Annotated in this window: 12 protein-coding genes; 10 read left to right on the forward strand and 2 right to left on the reverse strand. The window is 43.9% G+C overall.

The window, feature by feature from the left end:
- The 9 genes from C7460_RS13010 to C7460_RS13050 form a co-directional block, all read left to right on the forward strand.
- Window positions 1-357, forward strand: a 357-nt coding sequence (locus tag C7460_RS13010; RefSeq protein ID WP_245986348.1) for a PfkB family carbohydrate kinase, incomplete at its 5' end; no start/stop codon positions are given.
- A 117-nt stretch (window positions 358-474) separates the two neighbouring features.
- The gene (locus C7460_RS13015; protein WP_115868550.1) at window positions 475-1,485 is read left to right on the forward strand and encodes a sugar kinase; all 1,011 of its coding nucleotides are present in this window, start codon (window positions 475-477) and stop codon (window positions 1,483-1,485) included.
- Between the two features lie 4 nt (window positions 1,486-1,489).
- Complete coding sequence (locus tag C7460_RS13020; protein ID WP_115868551.1) at window positions 1,490-2,164, forward strand: bifunctional 4-hydroxy-2-oxoglutarate aldolase/2-dehydro-3-deoxy-phosphogluconate aldolase; 675 nt, start codon at window positions 1,490-1,492, stop codon at window positions 2,162-2,164.
- Window positions 2,161-3,141, forward strand: coding sequence for a TRAP transporter substrate-binding protein (locus tag C7460_RS13025; protein ID WP_115868552.1), 981 nt, complete (start codon window positions 2,161-2,163; stop codon window positions 3,139-3,141). The genes C7460_RS13020 and C7460_RS13025 overlap by 4 nt, the downstream gene beginning before the upstream one ends.
- Complete coding sequence (locus C7460_RS13030; RefSeq protein ID WP_115868553.1) at window positions 3,125-3,589, forward strand: TRAP transporter small permease; 465 nt, start codon at window positions 3,125-3,127, stop codon at window positions 3,587-3,589. The genes C7460_RS13025 and C7460_RS13030 overlap by 17 nt, the downstream gene beginning before the upstream one ends.
- The gene (locus tag C7460_RS13035; RefSeq protein ID WP_115868554.1) at window positions 3,586-4,881 is read left to right on the forward strand and encodes a TRAP transporter large permease; all 1,296 of its coding nucleotides are present in this window, start codon (window positions 3,586-3,588) and stop codon (window positions 4,879-4,881) included. The genes C7460_RS13030 and C7460_RS13035 overlap by 4 nt, the downstream gene beginning before the upstream one ends.
- Window positions 4,882-5,235: 354 nt before the next feature.
- On the forward strand, window positions 5,236-7,260 hold the full coding sequence (locus C7460_RS13040; RefSeq protein ID WP_115868555.1) for a transketolase family protein: 2,025 nt from the start codon (window positions 5,236-5,238) through the stop codon (window positions 7,258-7,260).
- Between the two features lie 13 nt (window positions 7,261-7,273).
- Window positions 7,274-7,930, forward strand: a complete 657-nt coding sequence (fsa, locus tag C7460_RS13045) for a fructose-6-phosphate aldolase (RefSeq protein ID WP_115868556.1) — start codon at window positions 7,274-7,276, stop codon at window positions 7,928-7,930.
- Window positions 7,931-7,996: 66 nt separating this feature from the next.
- A complete protein-coding gene (locus C7460_RS13050) occupies window positions 7,997-9,076 on the forward strand; it encodes an ARMT1-like domain-containing protein (protein WP_115868557.1) in 1,080 nt (359 codons plus the stop codon).
- On the opposite strand, the gene C7460_RS13055 is transcribed toward C7460_RS13050, so the two are convergent.
- Window positions 9,073-9,789, reverse strand: a complete 717-nt coding sequence (locus tag C7460_RS13055) for a ThuA domain-containing protein (RefSeq protein ID WP_115868558.1) — start codon at window positions 9,787-9,789, stop codon at window positions 9,073-9,075. The genes C7460_RS13050 and C7460_RS13055 overlap by 4 nt on opposite strands.
- Window positions 9,776-12,697 (reverse strand): ligand-binding sensor domain-containing protein, encoded by a 2,922-nt coding sequence (locus tag C7460_RS13060; RefSeq protein WP_115868559.1) that lies wholly within the window; start codon window positions 12,695-12,697, stop codon window positions 9,776-9,778. Before C7460_RS13060 ends, C7460_RS13055 begins: the two co-directional genes overlap by 14 nt.
- Window positions 12,698-12,959: 262 nt before the next feature.
- On the opposite strand from C7460_RS13060, the gene C7460_RS13065 reads away from it, so the two are divergent.
- Window positions 12,960-16,028, forward strand: coding sequence for a SusC/RagA family TonB-linked outer membrane protein (locus tag C7460_RS13065; protein WP_115868560.1), 3,069 nt, complete (start codon window positions 12,960-12,962; stop codon window positions 16,026-16,028).
- The last annotated feature ends 11 nt before the right edge of the window (window positions 16,029-16,039 follow it).

Raw genomic sequence — 16,039 nt, forward strand, 5'->3', positions numbered from 1 at the left:
TGTCAGCAGATGATGAAGAAGTTTCCGAAGGCCAAGAAGGTGATCACTACCCTTAGAGGCTCTATTTCGGCTTCACACAACACCTGGGCAGGCGTACTGTATGACGGCAGCAAAATGTATGAGACGCGTCAGTACCAGATCACGGATATTGTAGACCGTGTAGGGGGAGGAGATTCATTCATGGGCGGACTGATCTACGGATTGCTGACTTACCCAGAGGATGACCAAAATGCACTGGACTTTGCCGTGGCGGCTTCATGTCTGAAGCACACCATCAAAGGTGATGCGAACCTGGTGAAGGTAGAAGAAGTACAAAAACTCATGGGCGGAGATGCTTCCGGCCGAGTAGCGAGATAATAAAGACATTCAATGTATCGGCCGGCAAATTAAGTGTGGGTTTGCGTCGATAATTCATATTCACAATGGTTTTTAAGAAGCGGCCGGCCGTGCATTGAATAATTAAAATACAAGCTTATGAAACGAGTAGTCACATTTGGAGAAGTCATGATGCGGTTGTCTCCGCCAGGTTATGCCAAGTTTTCGCAGACCAACACCCTGGATGTGGTGTATGGTGGAGGAGAAGCTAATGTGGCCATTTCTTTGGCCTACCTTGGTGTATCTGCAGCACATGTCACGCGTTTTCCAGACAACCTACTCGGACGCTCTGCTGAGCAATTTTTACGTCACCACTGGCTGGATACCTCTGCGATCATCTACGGCGATCATCACATGGGCAAATATTTCCTGGAAAAAGGTGCCGTGCATCGTGGTAGCCAGGTAGTATATGAGCGCGATGGATCAGCGTTTGCTAAGATAGAGCCCGGTATGGTAGATTGGTCTCAGGTGCTGGACGGAGCCGATTGGTTTCACTGGACGGGGATCACACCTGCAGTTTCTGCTGGAGCGGCTGCATGCTGCCAGGAGGCCATCGCTGAAGCCAACAAACGCGGGATTACCGTTTCGGCCGATATACACTCTCGTAAAAGTCTCTGGAATTATGGCAAGGCACAGCAGGAAATTATGCCTGAGCTAATAGCAGGTTCGGATGTGGTGATTGGCAGTGAATACGATGTTTCGGAGATTTTTGGAGAACCTATCACCGGAGAAGGAAACGAGCGTTTCAGAATAGCAGCCGAAAAGCTGACCAAACTTTGTCCACGGATACAAAAGGTATTTGATAAAAACAGGGAGATGGTGAGTGCCTCGCACAACCGAATCCAGGGAAAGCTTTGGAATGGCAAAGAATTTTTGAAAACCACCAAGCTGGATGTGACTCACATCGTGGACCGGGTAGGTACAGGTGACGCATACGCGGCGGGCATTATTTATGGCTTGTTGCACTATGCAGAAGACATTCAGGCGCTAAAGTTTGCCACCGCAGCATGTGCGCTCAAGCACACCGTAGAAGGAGACGCCAACATGGTTTCTTTGGAAGTGGTGCAAAACGTAATGGAAGGAAATACATCAGGAAAGATATCTAGATAATAACATGGCAAGATTTACAAGAATAGAAGTAGCATTAAAAATGAAAGAAACCGGCATAGTGCCGGTATTTTACCACAAAGATTTAGAAGTCTGCAAGGAAGTTCTCATGGCGTGCTACCGTGGTGGTGTGCGTGTGTTTGAGTTTACCAATCGTGGCGATTTTGCTCATGAGGTGTTTGCTGAGCTCAACAAGTTTGCTGCAGAAAATGCACCTGAAATGATCCTCGGTGTAGGGTCCATAGTGGATGCAGGTACTACATCACTATACATTCAGCTCGGGTCCAATTTCATCGTATCTCCGGTGCTCAATGCTGATATGGCTAAGGTTTGTAATCGTAGAAAAATCAGCTGGTCTCCAGGCTGTGGCTCTGTAACTGAGATTTCATATGCAGAAGAACTAGGAGCAGAGGTGGTGAAAATTTTCCCTGGTTCTCAGGTAGGAGGTCCATCATTTGTGAAAGGTGTGAAAGGACCGTTTCCATGGTCGAGCATCATGCCTACAGGTGGTGTGGAACCTACCGCAGATAACCTTACCAAATGGCTGGAAGCAGGCGTACACTGCGTGGGTATGGGCTCTCAGCTAATTACGAAAGACATCTTAAAAAATGGCGATTATGCCACTTTAGAGCAAAAAGTGAGCGATGCGATCGCTCTGGTACAGCAAATTCGTTCCAAATGAAGAAGTTCATTTACTTCCTGACTCTGCTTGTTCTTATAGCGGGATGTGCTGGTAATCAGGAAAAGAAAGTGCTCAAACTTGCCCATGGACTGGATGTGTCTCATCCAGTTCATAAAGGCATGGAAAACCTTGCTGAGCGACTTGCAGAAAAGTCAGAAGGTAAACTTACGATCAAAATTTACCCCTCCGGTCAGCTTGGCAATGAGCGAGAGTGTTTAGAGCTTTTACAGATAGGAGCCCTGGCTATGACCAAAGTGTCTAGTGGTGTGTTGGAAAACTTTGTGCCTGATTTTAAGGTGCTTGGACTGCCATATCTCTTTCAAAACAAAGACCATCTTTTTGGAGTGTTGAATGGCCCTATAGGGCAAGAGCTGTTGGCTAAAGGTCAAGATTACAGATTTAGAGGCTTGTGTTTTTACGATGCGGGTTATCGCAGCTTTTACACCAAAGAGCGACCGATCTATGAACCCAAAGATCTGGAAGGCTTGAAAATCAGAGTGATGAAAAGCGTAACTGCCGTGAATATGGTTGATCAACTCGGCGGTTCGCCTACACCAGTGTCGTTTGGTGAGCTTTACACCGCACTACAGCAAGGTGTAGTAGATGGTGCAGAGAACAATCCTCCAAGTTTCTATTCCAGTAGGCATTATGAAGTTTGCAAATACTATACTTTAGATGAGCATACAGCTCTTCCGGATGTACTGCTGGTAAGTCTTGACTGGTGGAAGAGTCTTACTGATCAGGAACAATCCTGGCTGAAAGAAGCAGCCATGGAATCTGTTGGATTTCAGATGAAAGTGTGGGAAGAGTCAGAGCAACACTCGCTTGAAGAAGTTCAGAAAGCAGGTGTGGAGATTATCAGACCAGATAAAAGTACATTTTCTAATCAGGTGGGCCCACTCTATGAAGCCTATAAAGATCAGCCTGAGCAGTATAAACTGATACAACGAATCAAAGATTATGCAGCTAAGAACTAAAGTAGACAAAGTATTGGCCGCCGTGTTAGTCGTACTTATGTCAGTCATGGTCATTAATGTATTGTGGCAGGTTGCCTCCCGGTATTTGTTGGGGTCACCGAGCTTGTTTACCGATGAACTTGCCAATTTTTTACTTATTTGGGTAGGGCTGCTAGGTGCGGCGTATGCTGCCGGGCAACGGGCACACTTGTCTATAGACATCTTGCCTGAAAAGCTTTCCGGAGCTAAGAAGCGTACGCTCCATATCATTCTTGGGGTGCTTACTATAGGTTTTGCACTGACGATCATGGTGATAGGAGGCATTCGGTTGGTGTATGTGACGCTGCTACTGGAGCAAGCTTCTGCCACCTTGCGGTTGCCACTGGGATATGTATACCTCGTAATTCCCGTGAGTGGCTTGCTCATCATTTTTTACACACTTTTAGACTTCAAATCCCAACCCAAATGAGTTTAACAGAGATATTAATTTTGGTTTGCAGCTTTGTGGTATTGCTCGGTATTGGGTTGCCCATAGCTTACTGCATAGGCCTGTCATCGCTTTTCACCCTGGTGGTGTCTATGCCCTCACTTACGGCTTTTACAACCATGGCGCAGCGCATGGCTACTGGCCTGGATAGTTTCTCGTTGTTGGCTATACCATTTTTCGTGCTTTCGGGTCAGTTGATGAACAGTGGAGGTATCGCCCGAAGATTGGTGGATTTTGCCAAAGCCATGGTAGGTGGATTACCCGGAGGACTGGCCTTTGTCAACATTGTGGCTAGTATGTTATTTGGGGCTATATCAGGTTCGGCCGCAGCTGCTGCATCAGCCATTGGTGGATTTATGGGGCCTCGCATGGAAAAGGAAGGTTATGATAAATCTTTTGGTGCTGCAGTAAACATTACCAGTGCCACTACAGGATTGGTTATTCCCCCTTCTAATATTTTGATTGTCTATTCACTGGCTAGTGGGGGAGTATCTATTGCTGCATTGTTCATTGCGGGGTATGTACCAGGTTTGTTGGTAGGTCTTGCTTTGATGATTGTCTCTGCTGTAATTGCCCTGCGCAATAAATACAAAAGAGGAAGCTGGGAAAGTCTTGGAGAGACCTTTAAGAAGTTTATGAGTGCGTTTCCTAGTTTGCTGTTGTTGGTGATCGTAATAGGAGGAATCGTGGTGGGGATTTTTACAGCCACAGAGGCTTCTGCGATTGCGGTACTTTATACTCTGATTTTGGCTTTTATTTACAAGGAAGTAAAAGTGCAGGACTTACCAGGTATTATCCTTAATACGGTGGTAACTACTTCTATCGTAATGCTATTAATTGGTACATCGATGGGGATGTCCTGGGTGATGTCTTACGAAAACATCCCTCAGGAGGTGAGTAAAGCATTGATCACCCTTTCTGATAACCCCATAGTGATCTTACTGATCATAAACATGATTCTTCTCTTTGTCGGGGTTTTCATGGATATGACTCCAGCAGTTTTAATTTTCACTCCTATATTCTTACCGGTTGTTACCAACCTGGGTATGGATCCGGTTCATTTTGGGATCGTAATGGTGCTAAATCTATGTATCGGTCTATGTACTCCTCCTGTGGGGTCTGTTTTATTCATTGGTTGTGGAGTAGCTGGTATCAGCATTCAAAAAGTACTCAAGCCTTTGATACCCATGTTTCTGGTGATGATCCTGGTTTTATTATTGGTGACTTACGTACCACAGCTCAGCCTTTGGTTGCCGGGAGTATTTGGTTATTAGATAAATGTATTAATTACACTATTGATTATTCTGTATCTTTGAAGGGCAAAACCTCTATGAGTAGATCATAGAGGTTTTTTGCTTGGTCGGGGGTTGAATTTAGAATAATCTACAAGTGATTAAATAAAATCCATTATGAAGATTTTGTAAAATGGAGTGATTTTACCTTGTAGTTTCCAATTATTATGGGGAAATGTTGAAGATTTATTCTACTTTTGGCCGAAACTACCGTACCTGGTAGTTGTGCTCCAATCGAATGCCCCAAATAGATCATAACAACGTGACATGTGCTGTTTACAGGATGTGTTTCGTAGAGGTATGCAATTGGAATATTAATAATAAACGGATTATAGTATGAGTAACCAACAGATTGATGTAAGGTGTGCGGATAATATCAGGGCTTTGTCAGCGGCCATGGTAGAAGCTGCAAAATCGGGTCACCCGGGTGGTCCAATGGGTGGAGCTGACTTTATTCACATCCTGTATAGTGAGTTTTTAAGATTCGATCCTGATAACCCGCAGTGGGCCTGGAGAGATCGTTTTTTCCTGGATCCCGGACACCTTTCGGCTATGCTTTATGCACAGCTACATTTGGTTGGAAATTATTCAAAAGAAGATATATCAAACTTTCGTCAGTGGGGTTCTGTGACTCCCGGACACCCGGAAGTAGATCAGGCCAGAGGTGTAGAAAATACCTCAGGACCACTGGGACAAGGGCACGCCATGGGCGCGGGTGCAGCTTTGGCGGCTAAGTTTTTAGCGGCCAAATTTGGGGCCTGGACCGACCATAAAATCTATGCTTACATTTCTGATGGAGGTATTCAGGAGGAGATTTCACAAGGGATTGGTCGTATCGCAGGATACCTTGGTCTCAATAACCTCATCATGTTTTTTGATTCCAACGACGTACAGCTGTCTACCAAAACGGATGAGGTAACGTCTGAAGATACCGCCAAAAAATATGAAGCCTGGGGCTGGAATGTAGTAGTGATTGATGGGCATGATCATGATGCCATTCGCAAAGCGCTACAGGATGCCCAAAATTCAGACAAGCCTACACTCATCGAAGGAAAGACCATCATGGGTAAAGGGTGTGTGGATGCTGATGGCAATTCGTATGAAGGACATGTAGAGCTGCACGGTAAGCCACTAGGAGGTACAGGTGCTGATTTTACCAAAACACTGGAAGCACTAGGAGCTAACCCGGAAGATCCATTTGAAGCGTACAGCGATGTAAAAGAGTACTATGCTCAGATTCTAGACCGCAAACGCGAAGAAGTAAAAGCTGCAAAGCAAACAGAGCAGGAGTGGAGAGCAGCCAATGCAGAGCTAGCCAAGAAGCTGGATTTATTCCTCAGCGGCGATATTCCTGAGGTAGATTTTGCCGAGGTACAGCACAAAGCGAATGGAGCATCTAGAGAAGCTTCTTCTGCTGTATTGGGATACCTGGCAGGAAAAGTAGAAAACTTGATCGTAGCATCTGCAGACCTTGCCAATAGTGACAAAACGGATGGGTACCTCAAGAAGGTGAAGCAATTTGGTCCGGGTACATTTGATGCTAATTTCTTACATGCAGGTGTGGCTGAGTTTTCCATGGCGGCTATGGCCAATGGTATGGCGCTCCATGGCGGTGTGATTCCGGTGATAGGTACATTCTTTATTTTCTCTGACTACCAGAAGCCAGCTTATCGCTTGTCTGCACTCATGGAACTCCCAGTAATTTACTTATGGACGCATGATGCGTTCCGAGTAGGAGAGGATGGTCCAACCCACCAGCCAATTGAGCAAGAAGCACAGCTAAGACTTTTAGAAAAACTGAAAAATCACTCTGGTAAACGCTCGATGCTGGCACTACGTCCGGCAGATGCTGCTGAAACCACCGTGGCATGGGAGATGGCTCTTAAAAATACTGCTACCCCTACAGGTTTGATTTTTTCTCGTCAGGGAATCAAAGATCTGCCTGCAGAAGGTAGTCGACTGGAAGTAGCTCAACAAGCTGCTAAGGGTGCATACCGAGTAAAATCTGATGCTGATGCAGAGGTCACTTTGATTGCCAATGGTAGTGAAGTGGCTACACTAGTGGATGCTGCTGAGCTGCTTGAAAAAGAAGGGATCAAGTCAAATATAGTTTCGGTGATCTCAGAAGGACTCTTTAGAGATCAGTCAGCAGACTATCAGGCGGAAGTGCTGGGCGATAAACCGAAGTTTGGATTGACTGCAGGACTTCCGGTGACTCTGGAAGGACTGGTAGGGCTAGATGGTAAAGTGTTCGGATTAGAGCATTTTGGCTACTCTGCACCTGCAGGTGTGCTGGATGATAAGTTTGGCTACACAGGTCCTAAAGTTTTCGAACAGGTAAAAGCATTTTTGGGTAAATAAATAAGCGACGAATATGAAATTTTTTATAGATACTGCCAATCTCAACGATATCAAGGAAGCCTATGACCTTGGAGTTCTTGATGGTGTGACTACCAATCCTTCGCTCATGGCAAAGGAAGGAATCACTGGCGAAGCAAACATTTTGAAGCACTACAAAGACATCTGCGATATCGTGGATGACAATGTAAGTGCTGAGGTAATCTCCACTACCTACGATGAAATGGTAGAGGAAGGTAGAAAACTTGCCAAGATCGACGATAAGATTGTGGTAAAAGTACCGATGATCAAAGATGGCGTGAAAGCGATCAAGCAATTTACTGCTGAGGGCATCCGCACCAACTGTACCCTGATTTTCAATGCTGGTCAGGCGATATTGGCAGCAAAAGCTGGAGCAAGCTATGTTTCGCCATTCATTGGTCGACTAGATGATATTTGCCAGGATGGTCTGGACCTTATTGCTCAGATTGTACAGATATATAGCAACTTTGGTATCGAGACTGAAGTGTTGGCTGCCTCTGTGCGTCACAACATGCACCTGATCAAGTGTGCTGAGATAGGCGCTGATGTGGTTACTTGCCCTCTTAACGTCATCACTGGATTGCTTAAGCATCCATTGACTGACAGTGGATTGGAAAAATTCCTTGCAGATTACGCGAAAGGAAATAAATAAGTATTTACTTTACCAATATCAGAAAGGCAGCCGCAGGAATGTAGCTGCCTTTTTTAGTTTGTTGTTATGCTAGATTACTTTGACTACTTAAAACCTACCATTGGCTCTTTCGCTTTGTATACTTATGAGCATCGTATACCTAAGATTGTAGCTGATGTAATTGCTAATAACCAAATTTCGGCAGAAATAGAGACCAGGCTGGTAGAGTTGAAAAATGCTTTGACCATTCGTGTTTCTTCACAATTACCAACGTCGGGTAATCCATATTGGCATCCGTTTCTAGAGGAGTACGATGGGGAAGAGCTCCAATCTGTACCATTTCTATTGGGTGAAATCTACTGGTATAAGCTACTTTATGAAGTAGTGAGCCAAGAGGTAAGTGACCCATTTCAGCAAATAAAGGAGTCTGATCTCAAGGGAAACATGGATTTTGTATCCGATTGCTTGTCCAGGGACTGGTCGCTCAATGACCTTATTTACTTATGTGTGGAAGGCAATAGCGCTGATTTAAGTCAAATGAATGGATCTGCGCATGGGAAAAGCCTTAGCTATATATTGGATCATTCTAACCTACTTGTAGACGAGTTAAACCGGGTGAGCAAAGTAGAAGTTCTTTGCGACAATGCTGGTATTGAGCTATTTACGGATTTGATGCTGGTGGCAAACCTACTGGATAGTGGCCTGGTAGAAAAAGTGGTGCTACATCTAAAAGCACAACCCATCTTTGTTTCCGATGCTACCCGAAAGGATTTTAACTTTTTGATGAAGCAACTGACCAACACCATGCTTGGTCGTTCATTCGAAAATTGGATAGAGCAAGGTAAGGTGGAGCTCCAGACCAGTACTTTTTGGCATGCTCCGACGTTTTTTCGCGAGGTTCCGTCAGAGGTGTTGCAGCCGAATCCCGAAACCATTTTGATAAGTAAAGGAGATGCAAATTATCGCCGATTTTTTGAGGACCGTGCATTTCCTCCGTCATCTACTTTTGACGTTCCTTTAGCGTACCGGGCTGTATATGCTTTTCGTACCCTTAAGTCTGAACTACAAACGGGACTGGATCCGGAGCGTACAGCGGAACTCAACACTGCATTTGGAAAATCCTGGATGACAGATGGAACTCACGCAGTAATACAAAAGCTGTCTTAATCTTTAGAACAAACCCACTTTATGCCACCAAGAATGTGGTTTAAAAAATGAGGTTCCCGATAGGACGCTTTGGTATGGCCTAGTGCTGTATAGAAAGCTCTACCTCCATCAAACTCATGATACCATGCAATAGGGTGATGGTTTCCCATTTTACCTCCAGTGTAGGTCTGCTCATCTACTGTAAGTAACACTTGTATGCTGTCGTCCAATGCTGACCTAAAATTGTACCATTCGTCTGATCGTATCCACGGATCTGGCAGGTGTTCTGTAGCCAAATGCGATGCTAACACATGTAATTCCGCCTCTTGTACTTTGGGGTGATCGGCAAAATAACTGCCAACCAATTTTCCGTACCAGGGCCAATCATACTCTACGGTGGAGGCACCATGAATACCCACAAAGCCACCACCGCTTCTAATATAATGTTGGAGTGCATCTTGTTGCTCCTCATTGAACACATCCCCCGAAGGACTTAGAAAAATCAGTGCATCGTATTTTGATAGGTTGTTACGGGTAAATGCTAAGGAATCTTCCGTAAAATAGATACTGAAGTCATTGCTAGCTGCCAGGGAATCCAGGGCTTCTTTGCCTGCGGCGATGCTTTCATGTCGGAAGCCATTCGTTTTTGAAAATACCAGCAGGTTTTGAGTGACGGCTTGTACAGGGCCAGTGACAATAAAAAGAATTAATAGGCAATGTTTAAGCTTGGTCATATTCTAGCATATAGTCCACAAGGTTCGTGTCTCTTGTGAGGTTGAGTTTTTTGCGTAATCGGTATCGGCTAATTTCTACACCACGGACCGAAATATTGAGCAAATTGGCAATTTCTTTTGAGGTCATGTTCATGCGCAAGTAGGCACACAGTTTTATCTCTTGAGGAGTAAGTGTAGGGTGGTCTTTTTTGATGTTAGACAGGAAATCACCGTGTACCTGATCAAAATGCTTTGTAAACTGCTCCCAGCCTTCATCCTCGGACATGTTTCGGTCTATATCTCTGATCAGCTTTTTTGCTACATCTTTAGAGCCATTTTTAGCCAAATCTTTAATCGACTCCCGGATCGTAAGCATAAATTCGTTTTTATTGATCAGGTGCATGGTGGTAGTCGCCAGTTCCCTGTTTTTATGGTCGATTTCTGCACGCAACTTGTCATTTCTCAGTTTGGTGATTTCCTGCTCGGATTTTTTCGAAACTTCTTGCAACTGACTGTCTTTCTTTTGCAGTTCGTGCTTTTGTAGTTCGGCAAGTATTTCATGTTTTTGACGGTGCCTTTTATCCAGAATAAACATGGATATAGCAAATATTAAAACTAGCACAGAAGCATAGATCAGGTATGCTAACCTGGACTGATACCAGGGAGGATACACGGTGAAGGTAAACACTGCCGGTTCGCTAATCACTCCAAATACATTTTTGGCACGAACATGAAAAGTGTAGGTGCCCTGTGATAGGTTAGTATATTCCTTTTCAGAGATTTCTGTCCAGTCTGACCAATCTTTATCAAAATTTTCCAACTTGTATTGGTAAAGCAAATCTTCCTGACCATCAAAGTAAGGAGTAGCATATTTGAATTTTAGCGAAGAAAAATATGCCGGTAATGAGAAGTCTGGAACATAAACACTGTCTGCTCCACCATGTACGATAATGGCACTATCTGTAACAGCCTCAATATGTCGTAAATAAGTTTGAAAAGACTGATCTCTATTATAGTTTTTACTTGGGTTATAATGTATGAAGCCCTCTTTAGCACCAATGAAAACATTTTGATGATCTATTACGGTGATGTTTTCCAGGTCATCATTCACATATTTTAAGATTCTTGAGAATTCTGCTGAGCGTTTTTGATATGATCCAAAATTGTTTTTTTCAAGTATCCCCAGCTCCTGATCTGTTAGGTAATAGATGTTTCCATGAATGTCTGAAGTCATTTCTCTGACATGTTGATTAGGTGCAATCCATTTTTCCAGTTTTTGATGGTGAACAAAGCGATCTATATCTGAATCATAACTAAATATGCCAGTAGCAGCAGGGAAGACCAGCTCATTTCCAAGATCAAATACATTAATCAGGATGTTGGACGGAAACCCGCTCTGATCTCCATAGTATTTTACTTCAGAAAACTGATTCTTATGTGTGTTGTAGGTTAACCTGTAAACTCCTTTATAACCATGGGTCATAAAAATGACAGAGTCGTTGTAAAACTCAAAAACTCTACTGGACTCACGAAAATCATCTAACAATTCAATATGCCTAGACCCTGAAGAGGTGGTGTTGAGTTGCAAAAAACCGTCATAAGTTCCGGCCAAAATTTCCGTTTCATGAGGGATTTTTTCAAACTTCCAGGTGCCAGAGACATCATAAAATGGTACAGCCTGATCATTGATAATTTCAAACGCACCACTGTGATGCCCCAAAAGTAGCGAGTTGTTGATTTGCTGGATGTTGTATACCTGCCCTCCAGAGCCAGGGATCAGTTCATAATTGCGACTTTCTGCTATGGGATCGGGGTGTGCATCCAGTTTAAACAGTCCATTACTGGTTCCCAGGTACAGTGTATTGCCAAAGAAACCTGCACAATAACCCGTGCCTGGCAGTCCTGATTGCTCATCGATAATCGAAAAAGGTGAGGCAAGTTCCACCATAGAAATACCATTATTCAGTCCTACCCACAGGTTTTGAAATTGATCTTCATGAAGTGCCAGCACTGTTCGGTTGCCTAACCCACGGTCTTTGGTAAGGTGTAATACCGATTTTCCTGTACTGTCCAATATAAGAATGCCATTGTTTTGAGTGCCTATAGCAATCTGGTTGTTTTGAAGTAATAGCACCTTATTTATAAGGGCCTCCTTCAGAAAATCTCCTGCCGCTACTGACCAGGGGGAAAGTTTGCCGTTGGAGAATTTAAATATGTGGCCATCTTCGAGGAATATTAGGAGATTTCCATTTTGGTGAGGGATAATTTCTTTTATCTGATTATCCCCAAACCTTTTGGTATTAGGTATTACCTGGAAAGTTTGACCGTTGAATTCAGCAAGGCCATGCTCAGGTGCGTAGACATACATTTTGTTGGCCACGTTGAATGCCAGACCATACTCAAATGGACGCGGTAACATGCGTGCTTTTTTGCCGTCATAGCCTATGATACCCAGGTACGAGCAAAACCAGATTTCATCTTCGTAACGCGTAATCTTCCAAATGTCCTCAAGACTTTTATTTTGGTCAGTTAGGCTGTCATATATGCTGCTGAAAGTGAGGGTGCCTGAGCTGTCTGGAGCGAAATACCCGAATTGATTTTGCCCCCCCACGTATACACGGTTGGTTTCATCTACATATACTGATCGCACACGAGTGTTGTTTTGTACTTCATATTTACGCCACTCATTTCCATCATATTCGAGCAAACCGAAGTTGTTTGCCACGTATACAAACCCGCGTTGATCCTGAATTAGGTCCCAGTTTTGAATGCCTCCCTGATAGTCTGAAGTTTGAAACGTCGTGTAAACAGGGATCTTAGAAAAACCATATGTGTCGTGCTGAGCATAGAGCATCATTGAACTCAACAAACAAAGTATTGAAGCTAGGAGCTGCATATCAATAGGAGAGCTGCGTATGAAATGGTTCATTCTTGTTGATGTGGCTAATGAGAAAAGAAAAATAAGTAATCGAATATTGAAAACCCTTTAAAATGCTTAAAAACCTATTAAAAAGGTGCCTTTGATGTAGTAATGATGTAGTAGTTATTTGGTGTTGATGTATTAATGTAGTGATGTAAAATCGTTTTCACGATCTCATACTCATCTAAATTGGTCAAAGGTTTTCGTGCAGCGAAGTGCAGCATTAACCTCATCAAGTTCTAACCATTTCTAAACTAAAACTACAATTTAGATGAGACCAAGCAGAAGTATAAAGTATCAAGTGTCCGCGCTGGTGGCACTGCTGCTTATCAGTTTTTGGGCCACTGCTCAGCAGCGCACCATCAGTGGTATGGTGACCGATGCTGGAGATGGTACTCCTTTGCCAGGAGCTACTATCATGGAGAAAGGTTCCACCAATGGAACCATAACAGATATAGAGGGACAGTTTCAGCTTACGCTGCAGGGAACAACACCTGTACTTACCGTTTCATTCGTAGGGTTTGAGACCCAGAAAATAGTAGTGGGTGAACGGACCAATGTAGATGTACAGTTGTCCATGGCACTGGACGAGCTGAGTGAGGTGGTAGTAATTGGCTACGGTACCCAACAGAAAAAGGTAGCCACAGGGTCTATTTCTAAAGTGAAGGCTGAAAACCTTGAAGGCTATAAGGTGCCTAGCGTACAATCAGCTCTTGACGGTCAGGTGTCTGGGGTGATAGTCAATGAAACATCTGGCCAGCCGGGATCTGGGAAAAGCATACTCATTCGTGGTATCAGCACCAATGGCGACAATTCTCCGCTGTATATAGTAGATGGACTCACAGTGAGTAGTATAGACAATATCAACCCATCGGATATTGAATCCATTGATGTACTGAAAGATGCCGCCTCTACAGCTATATATGGTGCGAGAGCAGCTAATGGCGTAATCATCATCTCCACTAAACAAGGTAGTGACGAGGGTAGCATTACTTATGAAGGTTTTACATCCTATGCCAATCCGTGGAAACAACCAGAGATGCTCAATGCCAATCAATATGTAGAACTGATTAGAGAGAAGTTTGCCAACAGTGGACAAACTGCACAGTTGGATAATCGAGGGTTCCCAACGAGCGGAGAAGGAGCAGTAAACACTGACTGGATGGATGAGATTTTTGATCAGTCTACCATGGTCAATCACCGCCTTTCAGCTACCATGAACAATTCCTACCTTTCACTGGAATACTGGGATCAAAATGGTGTAATAGGAGGCGAAAAGTCAAATTATAAGCGCTACGCCATTCGTATCAATAGCACCAAAGACATCAATGATTTGATAAGTATAGGTCAAAACCTGTACCTCAATCGTACTGAAAACCAAAACCTGGGAACAAACAACGCTTTTGGAACACTAGTAGCTGATGCGTTTGCTTATGACCCACTTACTCCGGTCTATGACGCTGATGCAGAATATGGATTTGCTCAGTCTGAGTGGGTGCAAAAGGAGTACATCAACCCATTGAGCAGATTGTTTTTGGCAGACAATGACGGCCATGCAGATCAGATTCAGGGAAATGCTTATGTGAAAATCAAGCCTATTGAAGGCTTAACGATAAGTAGTGACCTGGGGGTGGATTTTAGCTGGTATAACTATCGTTCTTTTCGACCAGACTACAACTATCATGCTGCATTTAATAACCCCAACAATAGCATTGCTCAGGGATATGGCTTTGGCCAAAGGCTGCAATTTGAAAATTATGTAAACTATCAAAAAGATTTTGGCTTACACTCTATCAATGCAGTAGTAGGTACCACCAACATCAGCCAGGAATTTGAAACTGCCGGTGGAAGTACTTTGAATATACCAGATGCAGTAAAATTCAATGATCAGTTTCAGTACATAGATGCAGCACCGACGGATACCATAGATCTTGCTTTTGGATCAGCTGCTGTTGATTATCGTCTGGTCAGCTACTACGGCCGTCTGATTTATGATTACAACGACAAATACTTGTTTAGTGCTACACTACGCCGCGATGGTTCCAGCCGATTTGGAGCCAACAACCGATGGGGGGTATTCCCTTCATTTTCACTTGGGTGGGTAGTGTCTGATGAGTCATTCTTTCCTACCAGTCCTGTTAGTTTCTTAAAAGTAAGAGGTAGCTGGGGGGTAAATGGTAGTGACCGAATAGGGGATCTGCGTTATGCATCGCGTATAGAAAATGCGTTTTCGTATACCTTAGGAATGAGCCCGGCATTGAACCAGGGGTCTACACTAGCTACCATACCCAATCCGAATCTCAAGTGGGAGGAAAGTGTGCAGCTTGATGTAGGTGTGGAAATGAAATTGTTTGACGATCGCCTCTCTACCGAATTTGATTACTATATCAAGACTACACGAGACCTGTTGGGTGATGAACGTATTCCTGGCTATGTGGGAGCTACCAATTTTCCAGTTTCCAATTTAGGGGAGATCCAAAACAAAGGATTCGAAGCAAGTATCAGCTACCGTCAGCGAATCGGTGATTTAAACTTTAGAAGTACGCTCAATTACACCACATTTAAAAACACTACAGTGGAAATCCCGGGTACTACTGAGTTTATCAATGGATGGAGCTGGCCAGTGCGCAATACCGCTATTACTCGAATGACCGAAGGTGAGCCTGTAGGACATTTTGTAGGCTACAAAACCTTGGGGATTTTTCAAGATGAATCCGATGTATTTGGGCACATCAGCAGTGAGGGAGATGTATTGCAACCTGATGCACAGCCGGGAGATCTAATCTTTGCAGATGTAAATGGAGACGGCACGATTAACTCCGATGACCTTACAAACATTGGTTCCCCATGGCCTGATCATATTTTGGGTCTCAATCTAAGTGCAGATTATAAGGGATTTGACATTAACATACTCTTTTCTACCCAGATAGGTCATGACATCTACAGAACCTATGAGCGGTCCGATGTGCCGTTTAGCAACCTTCAGTCTTTTTGGATGGACCGCTGGACTGAGAGCAACCCCAGCACAGAATACCCACGACTGGTACTCAACGATGTGAACGGCAACCAAAACCCATCAGATTTTTATGTAGAGGATGGGTCATTCCTCCGGTTGAGAAACCTACAAGTAGGTTATAACCTTCCAGAGAGCATTTTAGATGTGCTGCATTTGAAATCACTTCGCATCTACTTCTCAGCCAACAACCTGCTGACACTGACGGGTTACAAAGGCTTTGATCCAGAGATCGGTACAGACGGCTGGATACTCAATACGGGTATTGATAAAGGCTATTACCCGAGCAACAAAACGCTGGGCGGTGGTATACGCATCTCTATGTAATCCTATTCACA

Origin of the sequence: Marinoscillum furvescens DSM 4134 (genome assembly GCF_003386095.1) — a bacterium.
Taxonomy (GTDB): domain Bacteria; phylum Bacteroidota; class Bacteroidia; order Cytophagales; family Cyclobacteriaceae; genus Marinoscillum; species Marinoscillum furvescens.

Bases quoted from the DNA above. Each gene is read 5' to 3' on its own strand.
- C7460_RS13030 (WP_115868553.1), top strand. From the start codon at position 3,125: ATGCAGCTAAGAACTAAAGTAGACAAAGTATTGGCCGCCGTGTTAGTC.
- C7460_RS13040 (WP_115868555.1), top strand. From the start codon at position 5,236: ATGAGTAACCAACAGATTGATGTAAGGTGTGCGGATAATATCAGGGCT.
- C7460_RS13025 (WP_115868552.1), top strand. From the start codon at position 2,161: ATGAAGAAGTTCATTTACTTCCTGACTCTGCTTGTTCTTATAGCGGGA.
- C7460_RS13035 (WP_115868554.1), top strand. From the start codon at position 3,586: ATGAGTTTAACAGAGATATTAATTTTGGTTTGCAGCTTTGTGGTATTG.
- C7460_RS13060 (WP_115868559.1), bottom strand. From the start codon at position 12,697: ATGAACCATTTCATACGCAGCTCTCCTATTGATATGCAGCTCCTAGCT.
- C7460_RS13065 (WP_115868560.1), top strand. From the start codon at position 12,960: ATGAGACCAAGCAGAAGTATAAAGTATCAAGTGTCCGCGCTGGTGGCA.
- C7460_RS13020 (WP_115868551.1), top strand. From the start codon at position 1,490: ATGGCAAGATTTACAAGAATAGAAGTAGCATTAAAAATGAAAGAAACC.
- C7460_RS13055 (WP_115868558.1), bottom strand. From the start codon at position 9,789: ATGACCAAGCTTAAACATTGCCTATTAATTCTTTTTATTGTCACTGGC.
- C7460_RS13050 (WP_115868557.1), top strand. From the start codon at position 7,997: ATGCTAGATTACTTTGACTACTTAAAACCTACCATTGGCTCTTTCGCT.
- fsa (WP_115868556.1), top strand. From the start codon at position 7,274: ATGAAATTTTTTATAGATACTGCCAATCTCAACGATATCAAGGAAGCC.
- C7460_RS13015 (WP_115868550.1), top strand. From the start codon at position 475: ATGAAACGAGTAGTCACATTTGGAGAAGTCATGATGCGGTTGTCTCCG.